Origin of the sequence: Pseudomonas sp. CAU 1711 (assembly GCF_039888625.1) — a bacterium.
Taxonomy (GTDB): Bacteria; Pseudomonadota; Gammaproteobacteria; order Pseudomonadales; family Pseudomonadaceae; genus Aquipseudomonas.
The window spans coordinates 24,136-41,227 of record NZ_JBDQQT010000002.1 but is presented as its reverse complement, the minus strand read 5'-3'; the positions used below and the strand labels follow the sequence as shown (position 1 = coordinate 41,227).

The 17,092-nt window shown below is 69.1% G+C and carries 14 protein-coding genes; 4 read left to right on the top strand and 10 right to left on the bottom strand.

All coding sequences use genetic code 11. The features are described from left to right. Nucleotides 1–16: 16 nt before the first annotated feature. From gcvT to AAFN46_RS02185, 6 genes are all read right to left on the bottom strand, one after another. Nucleotides 17–1,141, bottom strand: coding sequence for a glycine cleavage system aminomethyltransferase GcvT (gcvT, locus tag AAFN46_RS02210; protein WP_347807057.1), 1,125 nt, complete (start codon nucleotides 1,139–1,141; stop codon nucleotides 17–19). Between the two features lie 107 nt (nucleotides 1,142–1,248). Beyond that, complete coding sequence (locus tag AAFN46_RS02205) at nucleotides 1,249–2,625, bottom strand: L-serine ammonia-lyase (protein ID WP_347807056.1); 1,377 nt, start codon at nucleotides 2,623–2,625, stop codon at nucleotides 1,249–1,251. Between the two features lie 6 nt (nucleotides 2,626–2,631). Further along, nucleotides 2,632–3,915, bottom strand: a complete 1,284-nt coding sequence (glyA, locus tag AAFN46_RS02200) for a serine hydroxymethyltransferase (protein WP_347807055.1) — start codon at nucleotides 3,913–3,915, stop codon at nucleotides 2,632–2,634. A 189-nt stretch (nucleotides 3,916–4,104) separates the two neighbouring features. Continuing rightward, nucleotides 4,105–6,951 carry an aminomethyl-transferring glycine dehydrogenase gene (gcvP, locus tag AAFN46_RS02195; RefSeq protein ID WP_347807054.1) on the bottom strand — a complete coding sequence of 949 codons (2,847 nt, stop codon included), beginning with the start codon at nucleotides 6,949–6,951 and terminating at the stop codon, nucleotides 4,105–4,107. A gap of 10 nt (nucleotides 6,952–6,961) precedes the next feature. Beyond that, the gene (gcvH, locus tag AAFN46_RS02190; protein ID WP_347807053.1) at nucleotides 6,962–7,345 is read right to left on the bottom strand and encodes a glycine cleavage system protein GcvH; all 384 of its coding nucleotides are present in this window, start codon (nucleotides 7,343–7,345) and stop codon (nucleotides 6,962–6,964) included. 277 nt (nucleotides 7,346–7,622) lie between these two features. After that, entirely contained in the window at nucleotides 7,623–9,131 is a 1,509-nt protein-coding gene (locus AAFN46_RS02185; protein ID WP_347807052.1) for a sigma-54-dependent transcriptional regulator, read from the bottom strand. Between the two features lie 212 nt (nucleotides 9,132–9,343). Here AAFN46_RS02185 and AAFN46_RS02180 point away from each other — a divergent pair, with 212 nt between their 5' ends. Both AAFN46_RS02180 and AAFN46_RS02175 read left to right on the top strand, forming a co-directional pair. Then, nucleotides 9,344–9,715: an XRE family transcriptional regulator gene (locus AAFN46_RS02180; RefSeq protein WP_347807051.1), complete on the top strand. Its 372-nt coding sequence runs from the start codon at nucleotides 9,344–9,346 to the stop codon at nucleotides 9,713–9,715. A gap of 48 nt (nucleotides 9,716–9,763) precedes the next feature. Continuing rightward, nucleotides 9,764–10,516, top strand: coding sequence for an RES family NAD+ phosphorylase (locus AAFN46_RS02175; protein WP_347807050.1), 753 nt, complete (start codon nucleotides 9,764–9,766; stop codon nucleotides 10,514–10,516). On the opposite strand, the gene AAFN46_RS02170 is transcribed toward AAFN46_RS02175, so the two are convergent. The 3 genes from AAFN46_RS02170 to AAFN46_RS02160 all read right to left on the bottom strand — a co-directional run bounded on the left by AAFN46_RS02170 (nucleotide 10,517) and on the right by AAFN46_RS02160 (nucleotide 13,575). Further along, on the bottom strand, nucleotides 10,517–10,981 hold the full coding sequence (locus tag AAFN46_RS02170; protein WP_347807049.1) for a copper chaperone PCu(A)C: 465 nt from the start codon (nucleotides 10,979–10,981) through the stop codon (nucleotides 10,517–10,519). Nucleotides 10,982–11,037: 56 nt separating this feature from the next. Further along, nucleotides 11,038–13,101, bottom strand: coding sequence for a TonB-dependent receptor (locus tag AAFN46_RS02165; protein WP_347807048.1), 2,064 nt, complete (start codon nucleotides 13,099–13,101; stop codon nucleotides 11,038–11,040). A gap of 90 nt (nucleotides 13,102–13,191) precedes the next feature. Beyond that, nucleotides 13,192–13,575 (bottom strand): DUF2946 domain-containing protein, encoded by a 384-nt coding sequence (locus AAFN46_RS02160; RefSeq protein ID WP_347807047.1) that lies wholly within the window; start codon nucleotides 13,573–13,575, stop codon nucleotides 13,192–13,194. A 415-nt stretch (nucleotides 13,576–13,990) separates the two neighbouring features. On the opposite strand from AAFN46_RS02160, the gene AAFN46_RS02155 reads away from it, so the two are divergent. Together AAFN46_RS02155 and rmuC are read left to right on the top strand one after the other, a co-directional pair. Next, nucleotides 13,991–14,404, top strand: a complete 414-nt coding sequence (locus AAFN46_RS02155; protein WP_347807046.1) for a sel1 repeat family protein — start codon at nucleotides 13,991–13,993, stop codon at nucleotides 14,402–14,404. Nucleotides 14,405–14,732: 328 nt separating this feature from the next. Continuing rightward, nucleotides 14,733–16,094 (top strand): DNA recombination protein RmuC, encoded by a 1,362-nt coding sequence (gene rmuC, locus AAFN46_RS02150; protein ID WP_347807350.1) that lies wholly within the window; start codon nucleotides 14,733–14,735, stop codon nucleotides 16,092–16,094. A gap of 119 nt (nucleotides 16,095–16,213) precedes the next feature. On the opposite strand, the gene AAFN46_RS02145 is transcribed toward rmuC, so the two are convergent. After that, a complete protein-coding gene (locus AAFN46_RS02145; RefSeq protein ID WP_347807045.1) occupies nucleotides 16,214–16,912 on the bottom strand; it encodes a pirin family protein in 699 nt (232 codons plus the stop codon). Nucleotides 16,913–17,092 lie beyond the last annotated feature (180 nt).

The following is a 17,092-nucleotide window of genomic DNA, read 5'->3' as shown; positions in this document are numbered from 1 at the left end:
CGGGCCCTGCGGGGCCTCAGCCGCGGTAGTAGCGCTGGGCGACGAAGGGGGTCTTGCACACCTTCATGGCCACGCGCTTGCCGCGCACCAGGGCGAACACCTCGCTGTCCACCGGCACGTAGGGGCTGGTCACGTAGCCCATGGCCAGCGGCGCGCCCAGGGTCGGGCCGAAGCCGCCGCTGCACACCTTGCCGATGACGGCGCCGTCGGCGTCGACGATTTCCGCGCCCTCGCGCACCGGCACGCGCTCCTGCGGCAGCAGGCCGACGCGCTTGCGCGCCACGCCGCCCTGCTGCTGGGCGAAGATGCGTTCTGCGCCGGGGAAGCCGCCGGGGCGGGCGCCGTCGGCGCGGCGGGCCTTGGAGATGGCCCACAGCAGGCTGGCCTCGATCGGCGTAGTGGCGCTGTCCATGTCGTGGCCGTACAGGCACAGGCCGGCCTCCAGGCGCAGCGAGTCGCGGGCGCCGAGGCCGATGGCCTCGACTTCCGGCTCGGCCAGCAGGCTGCGCGCCAGGGTCTCGGCCTGCTCCACCGGCACGGAGATCTCGAAGCCGTCTTCGCCGGTGTAGCCGGAGCGGCTGACGATGCACTCGCTGCCCAGCAGGCGCACGCGGGCGATCTGCATGAAGGTCATCTGGCTCACCTCCGGGGCCAGGCGCGCCAGCACGGCGGCGGCCTTGGGCCCCTGCAGGGCGAGCAGGGCGCGGCTGTCGAACAGGCTCTCGATCTCGCACTGCGTGCCGATGTGCTGCCGCAGGTGGGCCAGGTCCTGCTCCTTGCAGGCGGCGTTGACCACCACGAACAGGCAGTCGTCGCCCAGGTTGGCGACCATCAGGTCGTCGAGGATGCCGCCCTGCTCGTCGGTGAACATGGCGTAGCGCTGCAGGCCCACCGGCAGGTCGACGATGTCCACCGGCACCAGGCTCTCCAGGGCGCGCGCGGCGTGCTCGCCGCGCAGCAGCAACTGGCCCATGTGCGAGACGTCGAACAGGCCGGCGGCCTCGCGGCAGTGCAGGTGCTCCTTCATCACGCCCAGCGGGTATTGCACCGGCATGTCGTAGCCGGCGAAGGGCACCATCTTCGCGCCCAGTTCCAGGTGCAGGGCATGCAGCGGGGTTTTCGCCAGGGTTTCAGTGCTCATGTATTTCTTCTCCTTCGGAGGCTGCAAGCTGCAAGCGGCAAGGCGCAAGTCAGAGCAGCAGAACGGTGTTTTTCTTGAGGCTTGCGGCTTGAAGCTTGCCGCCGCCCTCAGCATTCGATGATGTTGACCGCCAGGCCGCCGCGGGCGGTCTCCTTGTACTTGCTCTTCATGTCCGCGCCGGTCTCGCGCATGGTGCGGATCACCTTGTCCAGCGAGATGAAGTGCTGGCCGTCGCCGCGCAGGGCCATGCGCGCGGCGTTGATCGCCTTCACCGAGCCCATCGCGTTGCGCTCGATGCAGGGCACCTGGACCAGGCCGCCGACCGGGTCGCAGGTCAGGCCGAGGTTGTGCTCCATGCCGATCTCGGCGGCGTTCTCCACCTGTTGCACGCTGCCGCCGAGTACTTCGCACAGGGCGCCGGCGGCCATCGAACAGGCCACCCCGACCTCGCCCTGGCAGCCCACTTCGGCGCCGGAGATCGAGGCGTTCTCCTTGTACAGGATGCCGATGGCGGCGGCGGTGAGCAGGAAGCGCACCACGCCGTCGTCGTTGGCGCCGGGCACGAAGCGCCGGTAGTAGTGCAGCACCGCCGGCACTATGCCGGCGGCGCCGTTGGTCGGCGCGGTCACCACGCGGCCGCCGCTGGCGTTCTCCTCGTTGACCGCCAGGGCGTAGAGGTTGACCCAGTCCATCACCGTCAGCGGGTCGCGCAGGCTGGCCTCGGGATTCTGGCTGAGCTGGCGGTGCAGGGCGGCGGCGCGGCGCTTGACCTTGAGCCCGCCGGGCATGATGCCCTCGTTGCGGCAGCCGGCATTCACGCAGTCCTGCATCACCTGCCAGATGGCCAGCAGGCCGGCGCGGGTCTCGGCCTCGGGGCGCCAGGCGGCCTCGTTGGCCAGCATCAGCTGGCTGATCGACAGGTCGTGCTCGGCGCACAGGGCCAGCAGCTGCTTGGCGGTCTTGAAGGGGTAGGCCAGGGGCGTCTGGTCCTCGACGATGCGGTCGGCGCCGGCGGCGCTGTCGTCGACCACGAAGCCGCCGCCCACCGAGTAGTACTCGCGCGAGCGGATCTGCAGGCCGGCGGCGTCGAAGGCGCGGAAGATCATGCCGTTGGGGTGGTAGTCGAGCGGCTTGCGGATCATCGCCAGATGTTCCTTCTCGACGAAGCGGATCGGCTTGGCGCCGCCCAGCCTGAGCTCGCCGCTGGCGCGCATGGCGGCCAGGCGGCCGTCGATGCCGGCGGTGTCGACCAGGTCGGGCTGCTCGCCCTCCAGGCCGAGGAGCACCGCCTTGTCGCTGCCGTGGCCCTTGCCGGTGGCGCCGAGCGAGCCGTACAGCTCGACCCGCACGCTGGCGGTGGCGTCGAACAGGCCCTCGCGGCGCAGGCCGTCGACGAAGCGCGCGGCGGCGCGCATCGGCCCGACGGTGTGCGAACTGGAGGGGCCGATACCTATCTTGAACAGATCGAAAACACTGAGGGACATGGCGGATCAGCGCGCGTTGCGTTGCAGGTGGTCGATATCGTCAGCGTAGACCGGGAAGGCCGCGCACAGCTCGGCGACCTGGCCACGCACGCGGGCGATCAGCGCGGCGTTGTCGAGGTCGTCGAGGATGTCGCAGATCCAGCCGGCCAGGGCGCGGCATTCGGTCTCCTTGAGGCCGCGGGTGGTCACCGCCGGGGTGCCGATGCGGATGCCCGAGGTGACGAAGGGCGACTGCGGGTCGTTGGGCACGGCGTTCTTGTTCACCGTGATATGCGCCGCGCCGAGCGCCGCGTCGGCGGCCTTGCCGGTCAGGCCCTGCTTGACCAGGCTGATCAGCATCAGGTGGTTGTCGGTGCCGCCGGAGACCACGTCATAGCCGCGGCCGACGAACACCTCGGCCATGGCGCGGGCGTTGTCGATCACCTGCTGCTGGTAGGCCTTGAAGGCCGGTTCCAGAGCCTCCTTGAAGCACACCGCCTTGGCCGCGATCACGTGCATCAGCGGGCCGCCCTGGGCGCCGGGGAACACCGCGGAGTTGAGTTTCTTCTCGATTTCCTCGTTGCCACGCGCCAGGATCAGGCCGCCGCGCGGGCCGCGCAGGGTCTTGTGGGTGGTGGTGGTGACCACGTCGGCCAAGGGCACGGGGTTGGGATATAGCCCGGCGGCGACCAGTCCGGCGACATGGGCCATGTCGACGAACAGGTAGGCACCGACCTTGTCGGCGATGGCGCGGAAGCGGGCGAAGTCGAGCACGCGGGAATAGGCGGAGAAGCCGGCGACTATCATCTTCGGCCGGTGCTCCAGGGCCAGGCGCTCGACCTCGTCGTAGTCGATCAGGCCCTGCGCGTCGATGCCGTACTGCACGGCGTGGTACAGCTTGCCGGAGGACGACACCTTGGCGCCGTGGGTCAGGTGGCCGCCGTGGGCCAGGCTCATGCCGAGGATGCAGTCGCCGGCCTGCAGCAGGGCCAGGTACACGGCGGAGTTGGCCGAGGAGCCGGAGTGCGGCTGGACGTTGGCGTAGTCGGCGCCGAACAGCGCCTTGGCGCGCTCGATGGCCAGCTGCTCGACCACATCGACATGCTCGCAGCCGCCGTAGTAGCGCTTGCCTGGATAGCCCTCGGCGTACTTGTTGGTCAGGCCGCTGCCCTGGGCCTGCATCACCCGCTGGCTGCAGTAGTTCTCCGAGGCGATCAGTTCGATGTGGTCTTCCTGGCGCCGCTCCTCGGCGTCGATCGCGGCGAGCAGGGCGTCATCGTAGCCCTGCAGTTGGTCGTGCTTGCTGAACATGGTGAGGCCCTCTTGTTGTTTTTCGGGGTGCACGCGGCCCGCCCGGCGAGGGGGAGCCGATGGAAAATTGGCTGAAGCGGGGAACGCTTCCCTCTCCCCTCGGGGAGAGGGCTAGGGAGAGGGGGCTGTGGATGCCACCCTCTCCCCCGGCCCCTCTCCCGCAAGCGGGAGAGGGGAGGTTCACCGTGCTTACGCGTCCTGGTAGGCCTCGATCGACGGGCAGGCGCAGACCAGGTTGCGGTCGCCGAAGACGTTGTCGACGCGGCCGACCGGCGGCCAGTACTTGGCCTCCACCAGGCTGGCCAGCGGGTACACCGCCTGCTCGCGGCTGTAGCCGTGGCGCCACTCGCCGACCAGCTCGGCCGCGGTGTGCGGCGCGTTCTTCAGCGGGTTGTCGTCCTTGTCCAGGCGGCCCTGCTCGACCGCGCGGATCTCCTCGCGGATGGCGATCATGGCGTCGCAGAAGCGGTCCAGCTCTTCCTTGGACTCGCTCTCGGTCGGCTCGACCATCAGCGTGCCGGCGACCGGGAAGGACATGGTCGGGGCGTGGAAGCCGAAGTCGATCAGGCGCTTGGCCACGTCGTCGACGCCGATGCCGCTGGTCTCCTTGAGCGGGCGCAGGTCGAGGATGCACTCGTGGGCCACCAGGCCGTTGTCGCCGCTGTACAGCACCGGGAAGTGCTCCTCCAGGCGACGGGCGATGTAGTTGGCGTTGAGGATGGCCATCTGGGTGGCCCGACGCAGGCCCTTGCCGCCCATCATGCGGATGTACATCCAGGTGATCGGCAGGATGCTGGCGCTGCCGAACGGCGCGGCGCTGACCGCGCCCTCCTTGCGTGCCAGGCCGGCATGGCCCGGCAGGAAGGGCGCCAGGTGCGCCTTGACGCCGATCGGGCCGACGCCCGGACCGCCGCCGCCGTGGGGGATGCAGAAGGTCTTGTGCAGGTTCAGGTGGGACACGTCGCCGCCGAACTGGCCCGGGGCGCACAGGCCGACCATGGCGTTCATGTTGGCGCCGTCGATGTACACCTGGCCGCCGTTGGCGTGGATGATCTCGCAGATCTCGCGGATGCCTTCCTCGAACACGCCGTGGGTGGACGGGTAGGTGATCATGATCGCGGCCAGGCGCTCGCTGTGCTCCTCGGCCTTGGCGCGCAGGTCGGCGATGTCGACGTTGCCGCGCTCGTCGCAGGCGGTGACCACCACGCGCATGCCGACCATGGAGGCGGTGGCCGGGTTGGTGCCGTGGGCCGACTGCGGGATCAGGCAGATGTCGCGCTGGTCGTCGCCGCGGCTGTGGTGGTAGGCGCGGATCGCCAGGAGGCCGGCGTACTCGCCCTGCGAGCCGGCGTTGGGCTGCAGCGACACGGCGTCGTAGCCGGTGGCGGCGCAGAGCATGGCCTCCAGCTCGCTGGTCAGCTCGGCGTAGCCCTGGCTCTGCTCGGCGGGGGCGAAGGGGTGCAGGTTGCCGAACTCGGCCCAGGTCACCGGGATCATCTCGCTGGCGGCGTTGAGCTTCATGGTGCAGGAGCCCAGCGGGATCATGCTGCGGTCCAGGGCCAGGTCCTTGTCGGCCAGCTTGCGCAGGTAGCGCATCAGCTCGGTTTCGCTGTGGTAGCGGTTGAACACCGGGTGCGCAAGGATCGCCGACTGGCGCAGCAGGCCCTCGGGCAGGCGGCTGGCGACCTGCGCGAGGAGGCTGTCGAAGCTCGGCACGGCCTGCTCGCCAGCGAACAGCGCCCACAGCGCCTCGACCTGCTCGGGGGTGGTGGTCTCGTCCAGCGACAGGCCCAGGCGCTCGGCGTCGATCTCGCGCAGGTTGATGCGCAAGGCGCGGGCCCTGGCGTGCAGCTCGGCGGTCTGCGCGCCGGTGTGCAGGCTCAGGGTGTCGAAGAAGTGCTGCTGCTCGACCTTGTGGCCGAGCTTGGCCAGGCCCTGGGCCAGCACCGCGGTGAGCTGGTGCACGCGCCGGGCGATGGCGGTCAGGCCCTGCGGGCCGTGGTAGACGGCGAACATGCTGGCGATGTTGGCCAGCAGCACCTGGGCGGTGCAGATGTTGCTGGTGGCCTTCTCGCGGCGGATGTGCTGCTCGCGGGTCTGCATGGCCAGGCGCAGGGCCGGCTTGCCGAAGCGGTCCAGCGAGACGCCGACCAGGCGGCCGGGCATGTCGCGCTTGAAGTTGTCGCGGGTGGCGAAGTAGGCCGCGTGCGGGCCGCCGAAGCCGAGTGGCACGCCGAAGCGCTGGGCGCTGCCGATGGCCACGTCGGCGCCGAATTCGCCGGGCGGGGTCAGCAGGCACAGGGCCAGCAGGTCGGCGGCCACGGCCACCAGGGCGCCGGCGGCGTGCAGACGCTCGACCAGGGCGCGGTAGTCGAAGATGTCGCCGTTGCTCGCCGGATACTGCAGCAGGGCGCCGAAGTAGGCGCCGGCGTCGCCGATCTCGCGCTCGTCGCCGACCACCACCTCGATGCCCAGCGGCTCGGCGCGGGTGCGTAGGATGTCGAGGGTCTGCGGGTGGCAGTGCTGCGAGGCGAAGAAGGCGTTGCTGGCCTTGTTCTTCGCCAGGCGCTTGCAGAAGGTCATGGCCTCGGCCGCCGCGGTGCCCTCGTCGAGCAGCGAGGCGTTGGCGATCGGCAGGCCGCTGAGGTCGCTGATCAGGGTCTGGAAGTTGAGCAGCGCTTCCAGGCGACCCTGGGAGATTTCCGGCTGGTAGGGGGTGTAGGCGGTGTACCAGGCCGGGTTCTCCAGCAGGTTGCGCAGGATCGGCGCCGGGGTGTGGGTGCCGTAGTAGCCCTGGCCGATGTAGCTGGTGAACAGCTGGTTCTTGGCGGCGATGGCTTTGATCGCGGCCAGCGCCTCGGCCTCGCCCTGGCCGTCGCTGTCGCCGAGCACGCTGCTGCCCTTGATGCTGTCCGGGATGACGCTGGCGGTCAGCGCCTCGAGGTCGTCGTAGCCGAGCAGCTCCAGCATGGCGGCGGTATCCGCCGCGCGCGGGCCGATGTGGCGGGCGATGAATTCGTTGCGGGTGCGGGTCATGCGGGCTTCCTCAGGCGTCGGCCTTGGCGGTGAGCAGGCGCTGGTAGGCCTCCTCGCTCATCAGGTCATCGAGCACGGCGTTGTCGGCCAGGCGCATGCGGAAGAACCAGCCCTCGCCCTGCGGGGCCTGATTGACCAGCTCCGGGGTGCCTTCCAGCTGCGGGTTGACCTCGACCACTTCGCCGTCCAGCGGCATGACGATGTTGCTGGCGGCCTTCACCGACTCCAGCACGGCGACTTCGGCGCCCTGGGCGTACTGGCCCGGCTCCGGCAGCTGGACGTAGACCACGTCCCCCAGAGAGTCCTGGGCGTAGTGGGTGACACCGACGGTGACCAGGCCATCCTGATCCAGACGCAGCCATTCGTGCTCGACAGTGAAACGCAGCTCGCTCATTGCAACTCCTCAAGGGTCTTGTCGGGGCCCGTGGGGCGAGCCACGGGCTGGATGGCGCGGGAAACGCCGGTTGCGAAGTACAGAGCAAGACCGATGCCATGCCTGAAAAGCCTTATAAATCAGGGCTTTGGATAGTGTTCGGGGGTATGGTTGGAACGTTTTCGCTACGGCGTTCCCGCGGCGAGGCGTCGAATGCGCTGGCGGAGGCCATGATACCTAGGCTCGAGGGCTGTCTGTTACGTTTCGATTACGCTGTTGCGAAATCGTTACGAAGCGCTCAGGCCTCGGGGATGCCGTACTTGCGCAGGCGCTTGGCGATGGCCGTGTGCGAGGTGCCGAGGCGCTCGGCCAGGCGCCGGCTGGAGGGGTAGCGTGCGTACAGGCGGCTGAGCAGGTCGCGCTCGTGGCGGGCCAGGCTGGCCTCCAGGCTCTCCGGCTCGTCCTCGTCGCCGCCGGGGGCGGGCTGGCGTTCACGCATATCGAGGTCGGCCAGTTCGATCAGCGGTCGTTCGCAGATCGCCGCGGCGCGGAAGATCAGGTTCTGCAGCTGGCGCACATTGCCCGGCCAGCGGTGCTCGAGCAGCGCCGCATGGGTCGAGGGCGCCAGGCGGCAGGGGCTGCGGCGGATCTGTTTGCACGCCTGGTCGAGGAAGGCCTCGGCCAGGGTGAGGATGTCGCGGCCGCGCTCGCGCAGAGGCGGCACCTCGAGGTTGAGCACGTTGAGGCGGTAGTAGAGGTCCTCGCGGAAGCTGCCGGCGGCGACCATCTGCTTCAGGTCGCGGTGGGTGGCGCTGATGATGCGCACGCCGACCCTGATCTCGCGCTCGCCGCCGATGCGACGGAAGCTGCCGTCGTTGAGAAAGCGCAGCAGCTTGGCCTGCAGATAGGGCGACATCTCGCCGATCTCGTCGAGGAACACCGTGCCCTTGCCGGCCAGCTCCAGCAGGCCCGGCTTGCCGCCGCGCTGGGCGCCTGTGAAGGCGCCCGGGGCATAGCCGAACAGCTCGCTCTCGGCCAGGCTCTCCGGCAGCGCCGCGCAGTTCAGGGCGAGGAAGGGCTCGCCGCTGCGGTTGCTGGCGGCATGGCTGGCGCGGGCGATCAGCTCCTTGCCGGTGCCGGTCTCGCCGTGGATCAGCAGCGGCGCGTCGAGCCCGGCCAGGCGCTGGGCGCGGGCCACCAGCTCGCGCATCGGCGCGCTGCCGCCGATCAGGGTGGCGAAACCGTCGGTCTGCTCCTGCAGGGCCGACAGGCTGCCGCCGATGCGGCTCGGCTCGTAGAGGGTGAGCAGGGCGCCGGCGGCGCCGGCCAGCGGCACCACGTCGAGGAGGAAGGACTGGCCGTGCAGCGACACTTCGCGCATCGGCAGGCGGAAGCCGTGTTCCAGCAGCTCGCCGGTCAGCGCGGCGTCGTTGAACAGTTCGCCGAGCACCTGCTGGGTCGGCGGCGACGGGCAGCAGCGCTCGAAGGCCGGGTTGGCCAGCAGCACCCGGGCCTGGTCGTCGAGCAGCAGCACCGGGTCGCTCATCGCCTCCAGCAGGGCATCGAGCTGCAGACGCCCGCGCTGGCTGGGCAGGATGTCGATCACGGTAACGGTCTGCACTCCGTGCACCTGCAGCAGCGAATGGTGCAGCTCCTCGAGCACCTGCGGCTGCAGGGTCGGCGCATCGATATAGACGTTCGGCGGCACCATCTCCACCGCGTCCAGATTGAGGTTGCGCGCGCCGAGCAGGGCGAGCACCTCCTGGGTGATGCCGACGCGATCGATGAAGGTGACGTGAATGCGCATGGGGAATGGCCGGTACGGGCGAAGCGGAACGATGGCCGCTATTGTGCGCGGCGTCGCCCGATTGCGCGAGAGCGGTGCGCCGGTCGGGTGCCTGTCGCCGCGATCTGTGCCGGCCGGAGGGAGTGCTTTCGAGTGAGAGGCGGCAGTGCAATGTGCTGTTTGTTTGCTATTAATCTGTTATGTTTGTTGCAAACAGACATCTGGAGGCGGCCATGAGTGCACTCAGCAAGCCCACTGTCGAGGCGGGAGCCGTTCTGCTCAAGGCCCTGCTCAATACCCGCGAGCAGCTGGGGCTGACCCAGCAGGAGCTGGCGGAGATTGTCGGGGTCAACCGTTCGGCCATCAGCCGCTGGAGCGACAGCGGCGGCCTGCGCCCGGAGAGCAAGACCGGCGAGCTGGCGCTGCTGCTGATCCGCGCCTACCGCGCCCTGTACGCCCTGTTCGGCGGCAACCTCGACGATATGCGCCACTTCCTGCGCACCGAGAATCGCCACCTGGCCGGCGTGCCGCTGCAGCAGATGGGGCAGGTGCAGGGCCTGGTTCGGGTGGTGGAATATCTGGACGCGATTCGCGGCAAGGTCTGACTTCTTTTATACGGCGCCCCGCAGTCTTGGGGCTAAGCGAGTTCCGATATGGATATCTGGCAGGCCTGCGGCGGCGCACAGCAGTTCATTCCGTTGCGCGGGCGCCTGGTGCGGTTGGTGGAGAGCCAGGGGCAGGTGGCCACCCTGCAGCTGGTCGATACCCTGGAAGAGCAGGCGCTGCTCGAACAGTTGCTGGAGACCAGCAAGCCGCCGCTGCCGCCCAGCGATGAGCCGCTGCACTATCTGTTGCGCACGCCCTTTCGCTATCCGCCGCTGCGCTGGGGCTCGCGCTTCGGCCGGCGCCACGAACCGAGCCTGTTCTACGCTGCCTGCCGGCTGGACACGGCGATGGCCGAGACCGCCTTCTACCGCTTCGTGCTCTGGTACGGCATGGCCGAGGCGCCGCCGAGCGGGCGCATCCTCTCCGAGCATTCCTCCTTCGAGGCGCGCTACCGGGTCGAGCGCGGCATCCGCCTGCAGTTGCCGCCCTTCGACCGCTACCGCGACACCCTGACCCACCGTAGCGACTACCGCGCCACCCATGCGCTGGGCAGCGCGATGCGCGAGGCCGGGGTGGAGGCCTTCGAGTATCCCTCGGCGCGCTGCCCGCAGGGTGGCAACAATGTCGCCCTGTATGCGCCGGCGGCGTTCAGCGAGCGTCGTCCGCGCAACCTGCAGCCCTGGCTGTGCGAGACCACCGCCGGCTACGTGGCCTTCAAGAGCGCCCAGGCGCCGGACACGCCGCGCCTGTTCGCCCTGGAGCTGTACCTGGAGGACGGCGTGCTGCCGCAGCCGGCCTGATCAGTGGGCGTGCTCGGCCTGCGGGGCGTCCTGCTGCACGGCGACCTCGACCTGCACCTCGCCGGCCTGCTCGAAGCGCAGGGTCAGCGGGAAGCGCTCGCCGTCCGCCGCCTGCTGGCTCACGCCGAACAGCATCACGTGATAGCCCATGGGCGCGAACTTCACCTCGCCGCCGGCGGGCACCTCCACCGCCTGGACCTGCTGCATCTTCATCAGGCCATCCTGATGCACATGCTCGTGGATCTCGGTCTTCTGCGCCTGTGGGCTGCTGGCGGAGATCAGCCGGTCGGCGCCTTCGCCCTTGTTGTGCAGAACGAAGAAGGCGGCGGCGTTGGGCGCGCTGGGCGGCATCGCGCGCGACCAGGGGTGATCGATATGGATCTGCCCGGCCTTGTAGTCGTGGGCCTGGGCCAGCAGTGGGGCGCCGAGCAGGCCGGCCAGCAGCAGAAGCTTGTGCAGTTGCATGGTGTTACTCCTGGTTGGAAGAAGTCGGTGCCGGCCCCGTGGGGCCGGCGTTGCGCTCACATGCGCCATTCGAGACCGGCGTACAGGCTGCGGCCGTCGCCCGGCAGGAACAGGGCGGCGTCCTGGCCATGGGCGTTGGCCACCACCCCGGTGGTGGCGATATAGGTCTTGTCGGAGAGGTTGCGCCCCTCGACGAAGAAGCCCAGCCCCTCGCTCGGCCGGTAGCCGCCCTTGGCGCCCCAGATGGCATAGCCCTCGGCGTACAGGCTCTCGGCGTGGTCGACCGCGTAGTGGCTCGGCACCCATTCGAAGGTCGGCCCGGCATACCAGTCGCCACGTTGCCACAGCGCCTCGCCCTTGAGGAACTGGCGCGGCACCCCGGCGATGCGGTTATCGCCGTAGGTCGCGTCGTCGTCGAAGCGGAAGTCGTTGAGCAGGTACTGGCCACGCAGCAGGAACTGGCCGAGGGTCCAGGCCGCGCCCAACTCGATACCCTGGTGGATGGTGCGCTCGGCGTTGGTGGTGATCACGCTGCTGGGGCGCGTCGGGTCGGTGTAGCCGATCAGCTCGTCGCGGATCTCGCTGCGGTAGACGGCCAGGTCGATAGCCAGGGGGGCGCGGCTCCAGCGCATCCCGGCTTCCAGGGTGTTGGCCTTCTGCGCGTCGTTCTCGGTGACGATGGCGCCGCCGGACAGCTCGCTGAAGGTCGGCGGCTCGTAGCTCTGGCTGAGGTTGCTGAACAGCTGCACGCCCTCGGCCAGGTCGTGACGCAGGCCGATGCGGCCGCTGCGGCCGCTGTAGGTCTTGGCGAAGGATTCGTCCTGCGCCAGGCAGAAACCGCCGACGAAGGCATTGCAGCGCAGGCGGTCGTCCACCTCGCGCTGCTGGCGCTGCCAGGCGCCGCCGAGCAGCAGGGCCCAGCGCTCGGCCAGGGGCATCTCCAGTTCGCCGAACAGGTTGAGGTTGCGCGCGCTCTGGTGCAGCTCGTTGCGCTGCTCGCCGCTGTGGCCGCCCTCGTTCAGGTAGCGCGAGTCCCAGCTGCGCCCGTGGCTGAGGTCCAGGCCGCCCTGCCAGCGCCAGCCGGCGTCGTTGTGCCACTTGTGGCTCAGGCGCAGGCCATAGTCCTCGTAGTCGATGTCGAGCACCTGGAAGATCGGGTGAAACAGCGATTTCTCGCTGTAATAGCTGGCCAGCTCAAGGCTATGGCCGCCGTTCAGCTCCAGCACGCTGACATTGCCCAGGCGGTTCAGGATGAAGTCGCGCTGGTAGTCGCCTGTAGTCGCCTCGGCCGAGGCCTGCTCGGGGTTGTCGCGCAGCTGGGCCTTGCTCAGGTTGCCGGGCAGGTCCGAGTCGCTTTCCACATGGGTCAGGTAGAAACGGCTGGACAGACGCTCGCTGAGACGCCCGCCGAGGTTGGCGAAGTAGCGCTGGTTGTCCTGGCGGGCGTGGTCGCGGAAGCCGTCCTGGGCATAGTCGTTGAGGCTGACGAAGGCGTCCCAGGCGCCGAAGTCCTGGGCGAAGGCGGCGTAGACACGCTGGTAGTCGAAGCTGCCGCCTTCGGCGCGCAGGGTCAGCGGCGCCGCGCTCTTGCCGGTGGGGCTGACGAAGTTGATCGCCCCGCCCAGGTTGGCCGCGCCATAGCGCCAGGCGTTGGCGCCGCGCAGCACCTCGATATGGTCGGTGGCCAGTGGCTCGATGCTCTGGAAGTCGAAGCTGCCGTCGGCCAGGTTGACTGGCGCGCCGTCCTGCATCAGCAGCAGCCCGCGGCCGTGGAAGGTGCGCTGCAGTCCCGAGCCGCGTACCGACAGGCGCGCCTCCTCGGCGCCGAAACGCGGCTGGATGAACACGCCGGTGGCCAGGCCGAGGGCATCCTGCAGGTTGCTGCTGCGGCCGTTCTTGTAGTCTTCGGCGTCGATCACGCTGGCAGCACCGGGGATGCGCGCGAATTCTTCCTTCTTCTCGGCCAGGCTGGGCGCGGTCGGGTCGCCGACCTCGCGCCCTTCGATCAGGGCACCGTCCAGTTGCAGGGGCTCGTCGGCCTGGGCGCCTTGGCCCAGGCCGAGGGCGAGCAGGCTGGGGATAAATACAAGACGCAGAGTCGTTTCGGTGGTTTTTCTCATGGTTCCGATCCGGTACGGCGAGACGCCAGGCGGCGTGCTCGCTGAATGCAGGGTGAATGGACTGCGGTCCGGCCGAGGCGGCCGGGAGGATCAGAACAGCGGGGAGGCGCGTGGATTGGCCGAGGGCCAGCAGTAGCGCGGCGGCGCCCGGTGGCGCTGCTCGCGCGGCGGGCGCGGGGTGGGGGCGCGGCGCAGCAGCCAGGCGAGGACGAACAGCAGGGCCAGGCTGACGATGGCCGAACCGCACAGGGCGCAACTGAAGGGGCTGTTCAGGCTGGCGTTGTCGCCGCCCGCCAGGTCGTCGGCGAAGCCCGCGCCGGAATTGCCGTTGGCCGAGCAGTACAGGCCGCCGATGCCGCTCAGCTCCAGCCCGGCGTACTGGCCGTGGGCGAGGGCGCAGGCGACCAGATTGCTGAGGATGCACAGATAGAGCATCCAGGCGGTGGCGGCGCGGCGTGATGGGCTGAGCTTCATGGAGCGCGACTTTAGCACCCTCGCCAGCGCCCCGCACCCTGCGCCGATGTCGCAGCGGCGGTGCTCTGAAACGGGGCGCGGCGCGGTCCAGAGCGGCGCACTTGTGCACAATTGGAAAGCAAGCTGTCAAGACGCTGTCACAAACCGACGTAAGCGCCTGATTGTCTATGGGTATTTTTTAAGGCATTGAAAAATAAGCGTTTTTTGCTCTGGTGAAAAAATCGCCAGTTTGTCGGGAGGCCCCGTTCCTTCGGGGGTGGGAGGTTTTTTCACCTAGTTGTCCACGGAGTTATCCACAGCTTCTGTGGATTTTTTAGAGCCTTTGTTCTAGAACGCCTCGCGCCGCGCTTGGCAAGACTTTACCGGGCGAAAAAAGAGAGTAGAGTGGCGCGCCCCGCCGTCCGCCAATGCCCACATGAAGCCTCGCGCCCTGCTCGCCAACTCGTCGCAACCCGCCTCGGAAAATCGCCTGCCGCTGCGCCTGGCGCTGTGGCTGCTGGACCGCCCGCGCCTGGGGCACCGTGCCAGCGTCAAGCGCATCGCCGGACGCCTGCTCAAGCAGCCGGCGCGCCAGGGCGTGGTCGTCGCGCAGAGCCGCCTGGGGCAGTTGCTGTGCCGCGACTGCGGCAATGCCCGCGACCGCCGCATCGGCCTCGAGCTGCTGCGCCAGGCTGCGCGTTCCGGCGATCTGCGCGCCCAGCTGGAGTTGGGCCGACATTACTGTCAGGCGCGTCAGCGTGAGCCGTTGCAAGCCCGTCATTGGCTGGAGGCCGCTGCCGCGCAGGGCTCGCACGAGGCCGCGCGCCTGCTCGAGCGCCTCGATTCCTGAGCGCTCGCTCAGTCTATGGGCCGGTCTCGTAGGCGCGGGCTCTGCTCGCGAATCGAGCCGCGCCAACGTTTCGCGAGCAGAGCTCGCTCTTACAGGTTGTGGGTAGCGCCCCGAAATGCCCGCCCTGCCGGCGCGCGGCAGATCGTCGCGCCGCAGGCGGGTATACTGCCCGGCAATTTCGTAGCCGCCCGCGAGTCCGCCCGTGCCCCTGTCCTTCGTCCTCGACCCCACCAACCTGCTGCTCGGCCTGCTGCTCGGCGCCGTGCCGCTGGCCGTGCTGGCCTGGCGCCTGCAGCGTGCCCAGGCGGTGCAGGACGGCGAGCGCCTGTTGCTGGAGGAGCGCCTGAGCCAGGCGCGCCTGGCCCAGGAGGGCCTGTCGCTGCAGATCGACGGCCTGCAGGACGATCTGCGTGCCCAGCAGCAGCTCAATAGCAGCCAGCAGGCCGAGCTGGCCGCGCTGCGCCGCGAGCGCGAGCTGCTCGGCCGCGAGCGCGAGGCGGCGCAGCGGGCGGCCCAGGACTGGAGCCGAGAGCGCGAGCAGAAGGAGGCTCAGCTGCGCCAGCTGGAGAGCCAGCGCGCCGGCCTGGCCGCCGAATTGCGCGAGCAGCAGGAGCATCACCAGCAGCGCCTGAGCGACCTGCAGGCCGCCCGCGACGAGCTGCGCGCGCAGTTCGCCGAGCTGGCCGGGAAGATCTTCGACGAGCGCGAGCAGCGCTTCGCCGAGACCAGCCAGCAGCGCCTGGGCCAGTTGCTCGACCCGCTCAAGGAGCGCATCCAGGCGTTCGAGAAGCGGGTCGAGGAGAGCTATCAGAACGAGGCGCGCGAGCGCTTCTCCCTGGCCAAGGAGCTGGAGCGCCTGCAGCAGCTCAACCAGCGCCTGGGCGACGAGGCCACCAACCTGACCCGCGCCCTCAAGGGGCAGAAGACCCAGGGCAACTGGGGCGAGCTGGTGCTGGAGCGGGTGCTGGAGCACGCCGGCCTGGAGAAGGGCCGCGAGTACCACACCCAGGTCAGCCTCAAGGGCAGCGACGGCGAGCGCTTCCAGCCCGACGTGCTGATCCAGCTGCCCGGCGACAAGCAGGTGGTGGTCGACGCCAAGGTCAGCCTCACCGCCTATCAGGCGCTGATCGCCGCCGAGGACGAGGGCGGCCGCGCCGCCGCCCTGAAGCAGCACGTGCTGAGCCTGCGCAGCCATCTCAAGGGCCTCTCGGTGAAGGACTACCAGCGCCTGGAAGGCCTGCACAGCCTGGACTTCGTGCTGCTCTTCGTGCCCATCGAGGCGGCCTTCGCCGCCGCCCTGCAGGCCGACCCCGGGCTGTTCCAGGAGGCCTTCGAGCAGCATATCGTGATCGTCAGCCCGACTACCCTGCTGGCCACCCTGCGGGTGATCGACAGCCTGTGGCGCCAGGAGCGGCAGAACCAGAACGCACGCGATATCGCCGAGCGCGCCGGCCAGCTGTACGACAAGTTCGTCGCCTTCATCGGCGACCTGGACGAGGTCGGCAGCCGCCTCAAGCAGCTGGACAAGGCCTACGATGCGGCGCGCAACAAGCTCTGCGAAGGGCGCGGCAACCTGATCAACCGGGTCGAGAACCTCAAGCTGCTCGGCGCCCGCGCCAGCAAGAGCCTGCCGACCGAACTGATCGAACGCGCCGCCGGCGTGCCGCAGCTGGACGAGGCGGGGGAGTAGGCCCCTCTCCCCTTGGGAGAGGGGTGGGGGTGAGGGAGCTCTTAGCCACTCGCAGCTTTCCCTCACCCCGGCCCTCTCCCGAGGGGAGAGGGAGAACAGAGCCGCGGCGCCTGTTGTGGTCAGGCCACGTCGACCAGCACCACCTCGCTGTCGTCCAGGGCGGTGACCCGTACCACCTGCTCGTCGGCGATGGCCACGCCGTCGCGCTCGTTGGCTGCCACGCCGTTGACCTCGATACGGCCCCTGGCGGCCACCAGGTAGCCCTTGCGCAGGCGCCCCAGCGGGTACTCGGCGCTCTGCCCGGCATTCAGGCTGGCGGCGGCCAGGCGCGCGTCGGCGCGGATGCGCAGGGCCTCCTCGTCGCTGCCATGGCCGCTGGCCAGGACCACGAAGCGGCCGGCGCGCTCGCCCTTGGGGAAGGGGCGGGCGCCCCAGGAAGGCGCTTCGCCCTGCTGGTCGGGAATGATCCAGATCTGAAAGATCTTGGTGGTGATGTCTTCCTGGTTGAACTCGGAGTGGGCGATGCCCGTGCCGGCGCTCATCACCTGCACGTCGCCGGCCTCGGTGCGCCCGGCGTTGCCCAGGTTGTCGCGGTGGCTGATGGCGCCCTCGCGCACATAGGTGATGATCTCCATGTCCTGGTGCGGGTGCGGCGGGAAGCCCGAGCCGGCGGCGATCTCGTCATCGTTCCAGACGCGCAGGCGGCCCCAGTTGACCCGCTGCGGGTCGCGGTACTCGGCGAAGGAGAAGTGATGGCGGGCATTCAGCCAGCCGTGGTCGGCGTGGCCGAGGGTGGCGAACGGACGTACTTCGATCATGGCGAACTCCAGGGGCTGCGCCGCGGCAGTGCGGTGCAGGGATGATCGTCATCATCCGCCTGGTTTGGTCGATGGAAAAGCGCAATAAATGCGAGATTAATATTCAATTACTCGAACTGTTTGCTATGCATGCGAGGCATAGGTGTTCGACTCCCGGATCACTCAGGGCTTTCGGGCAAG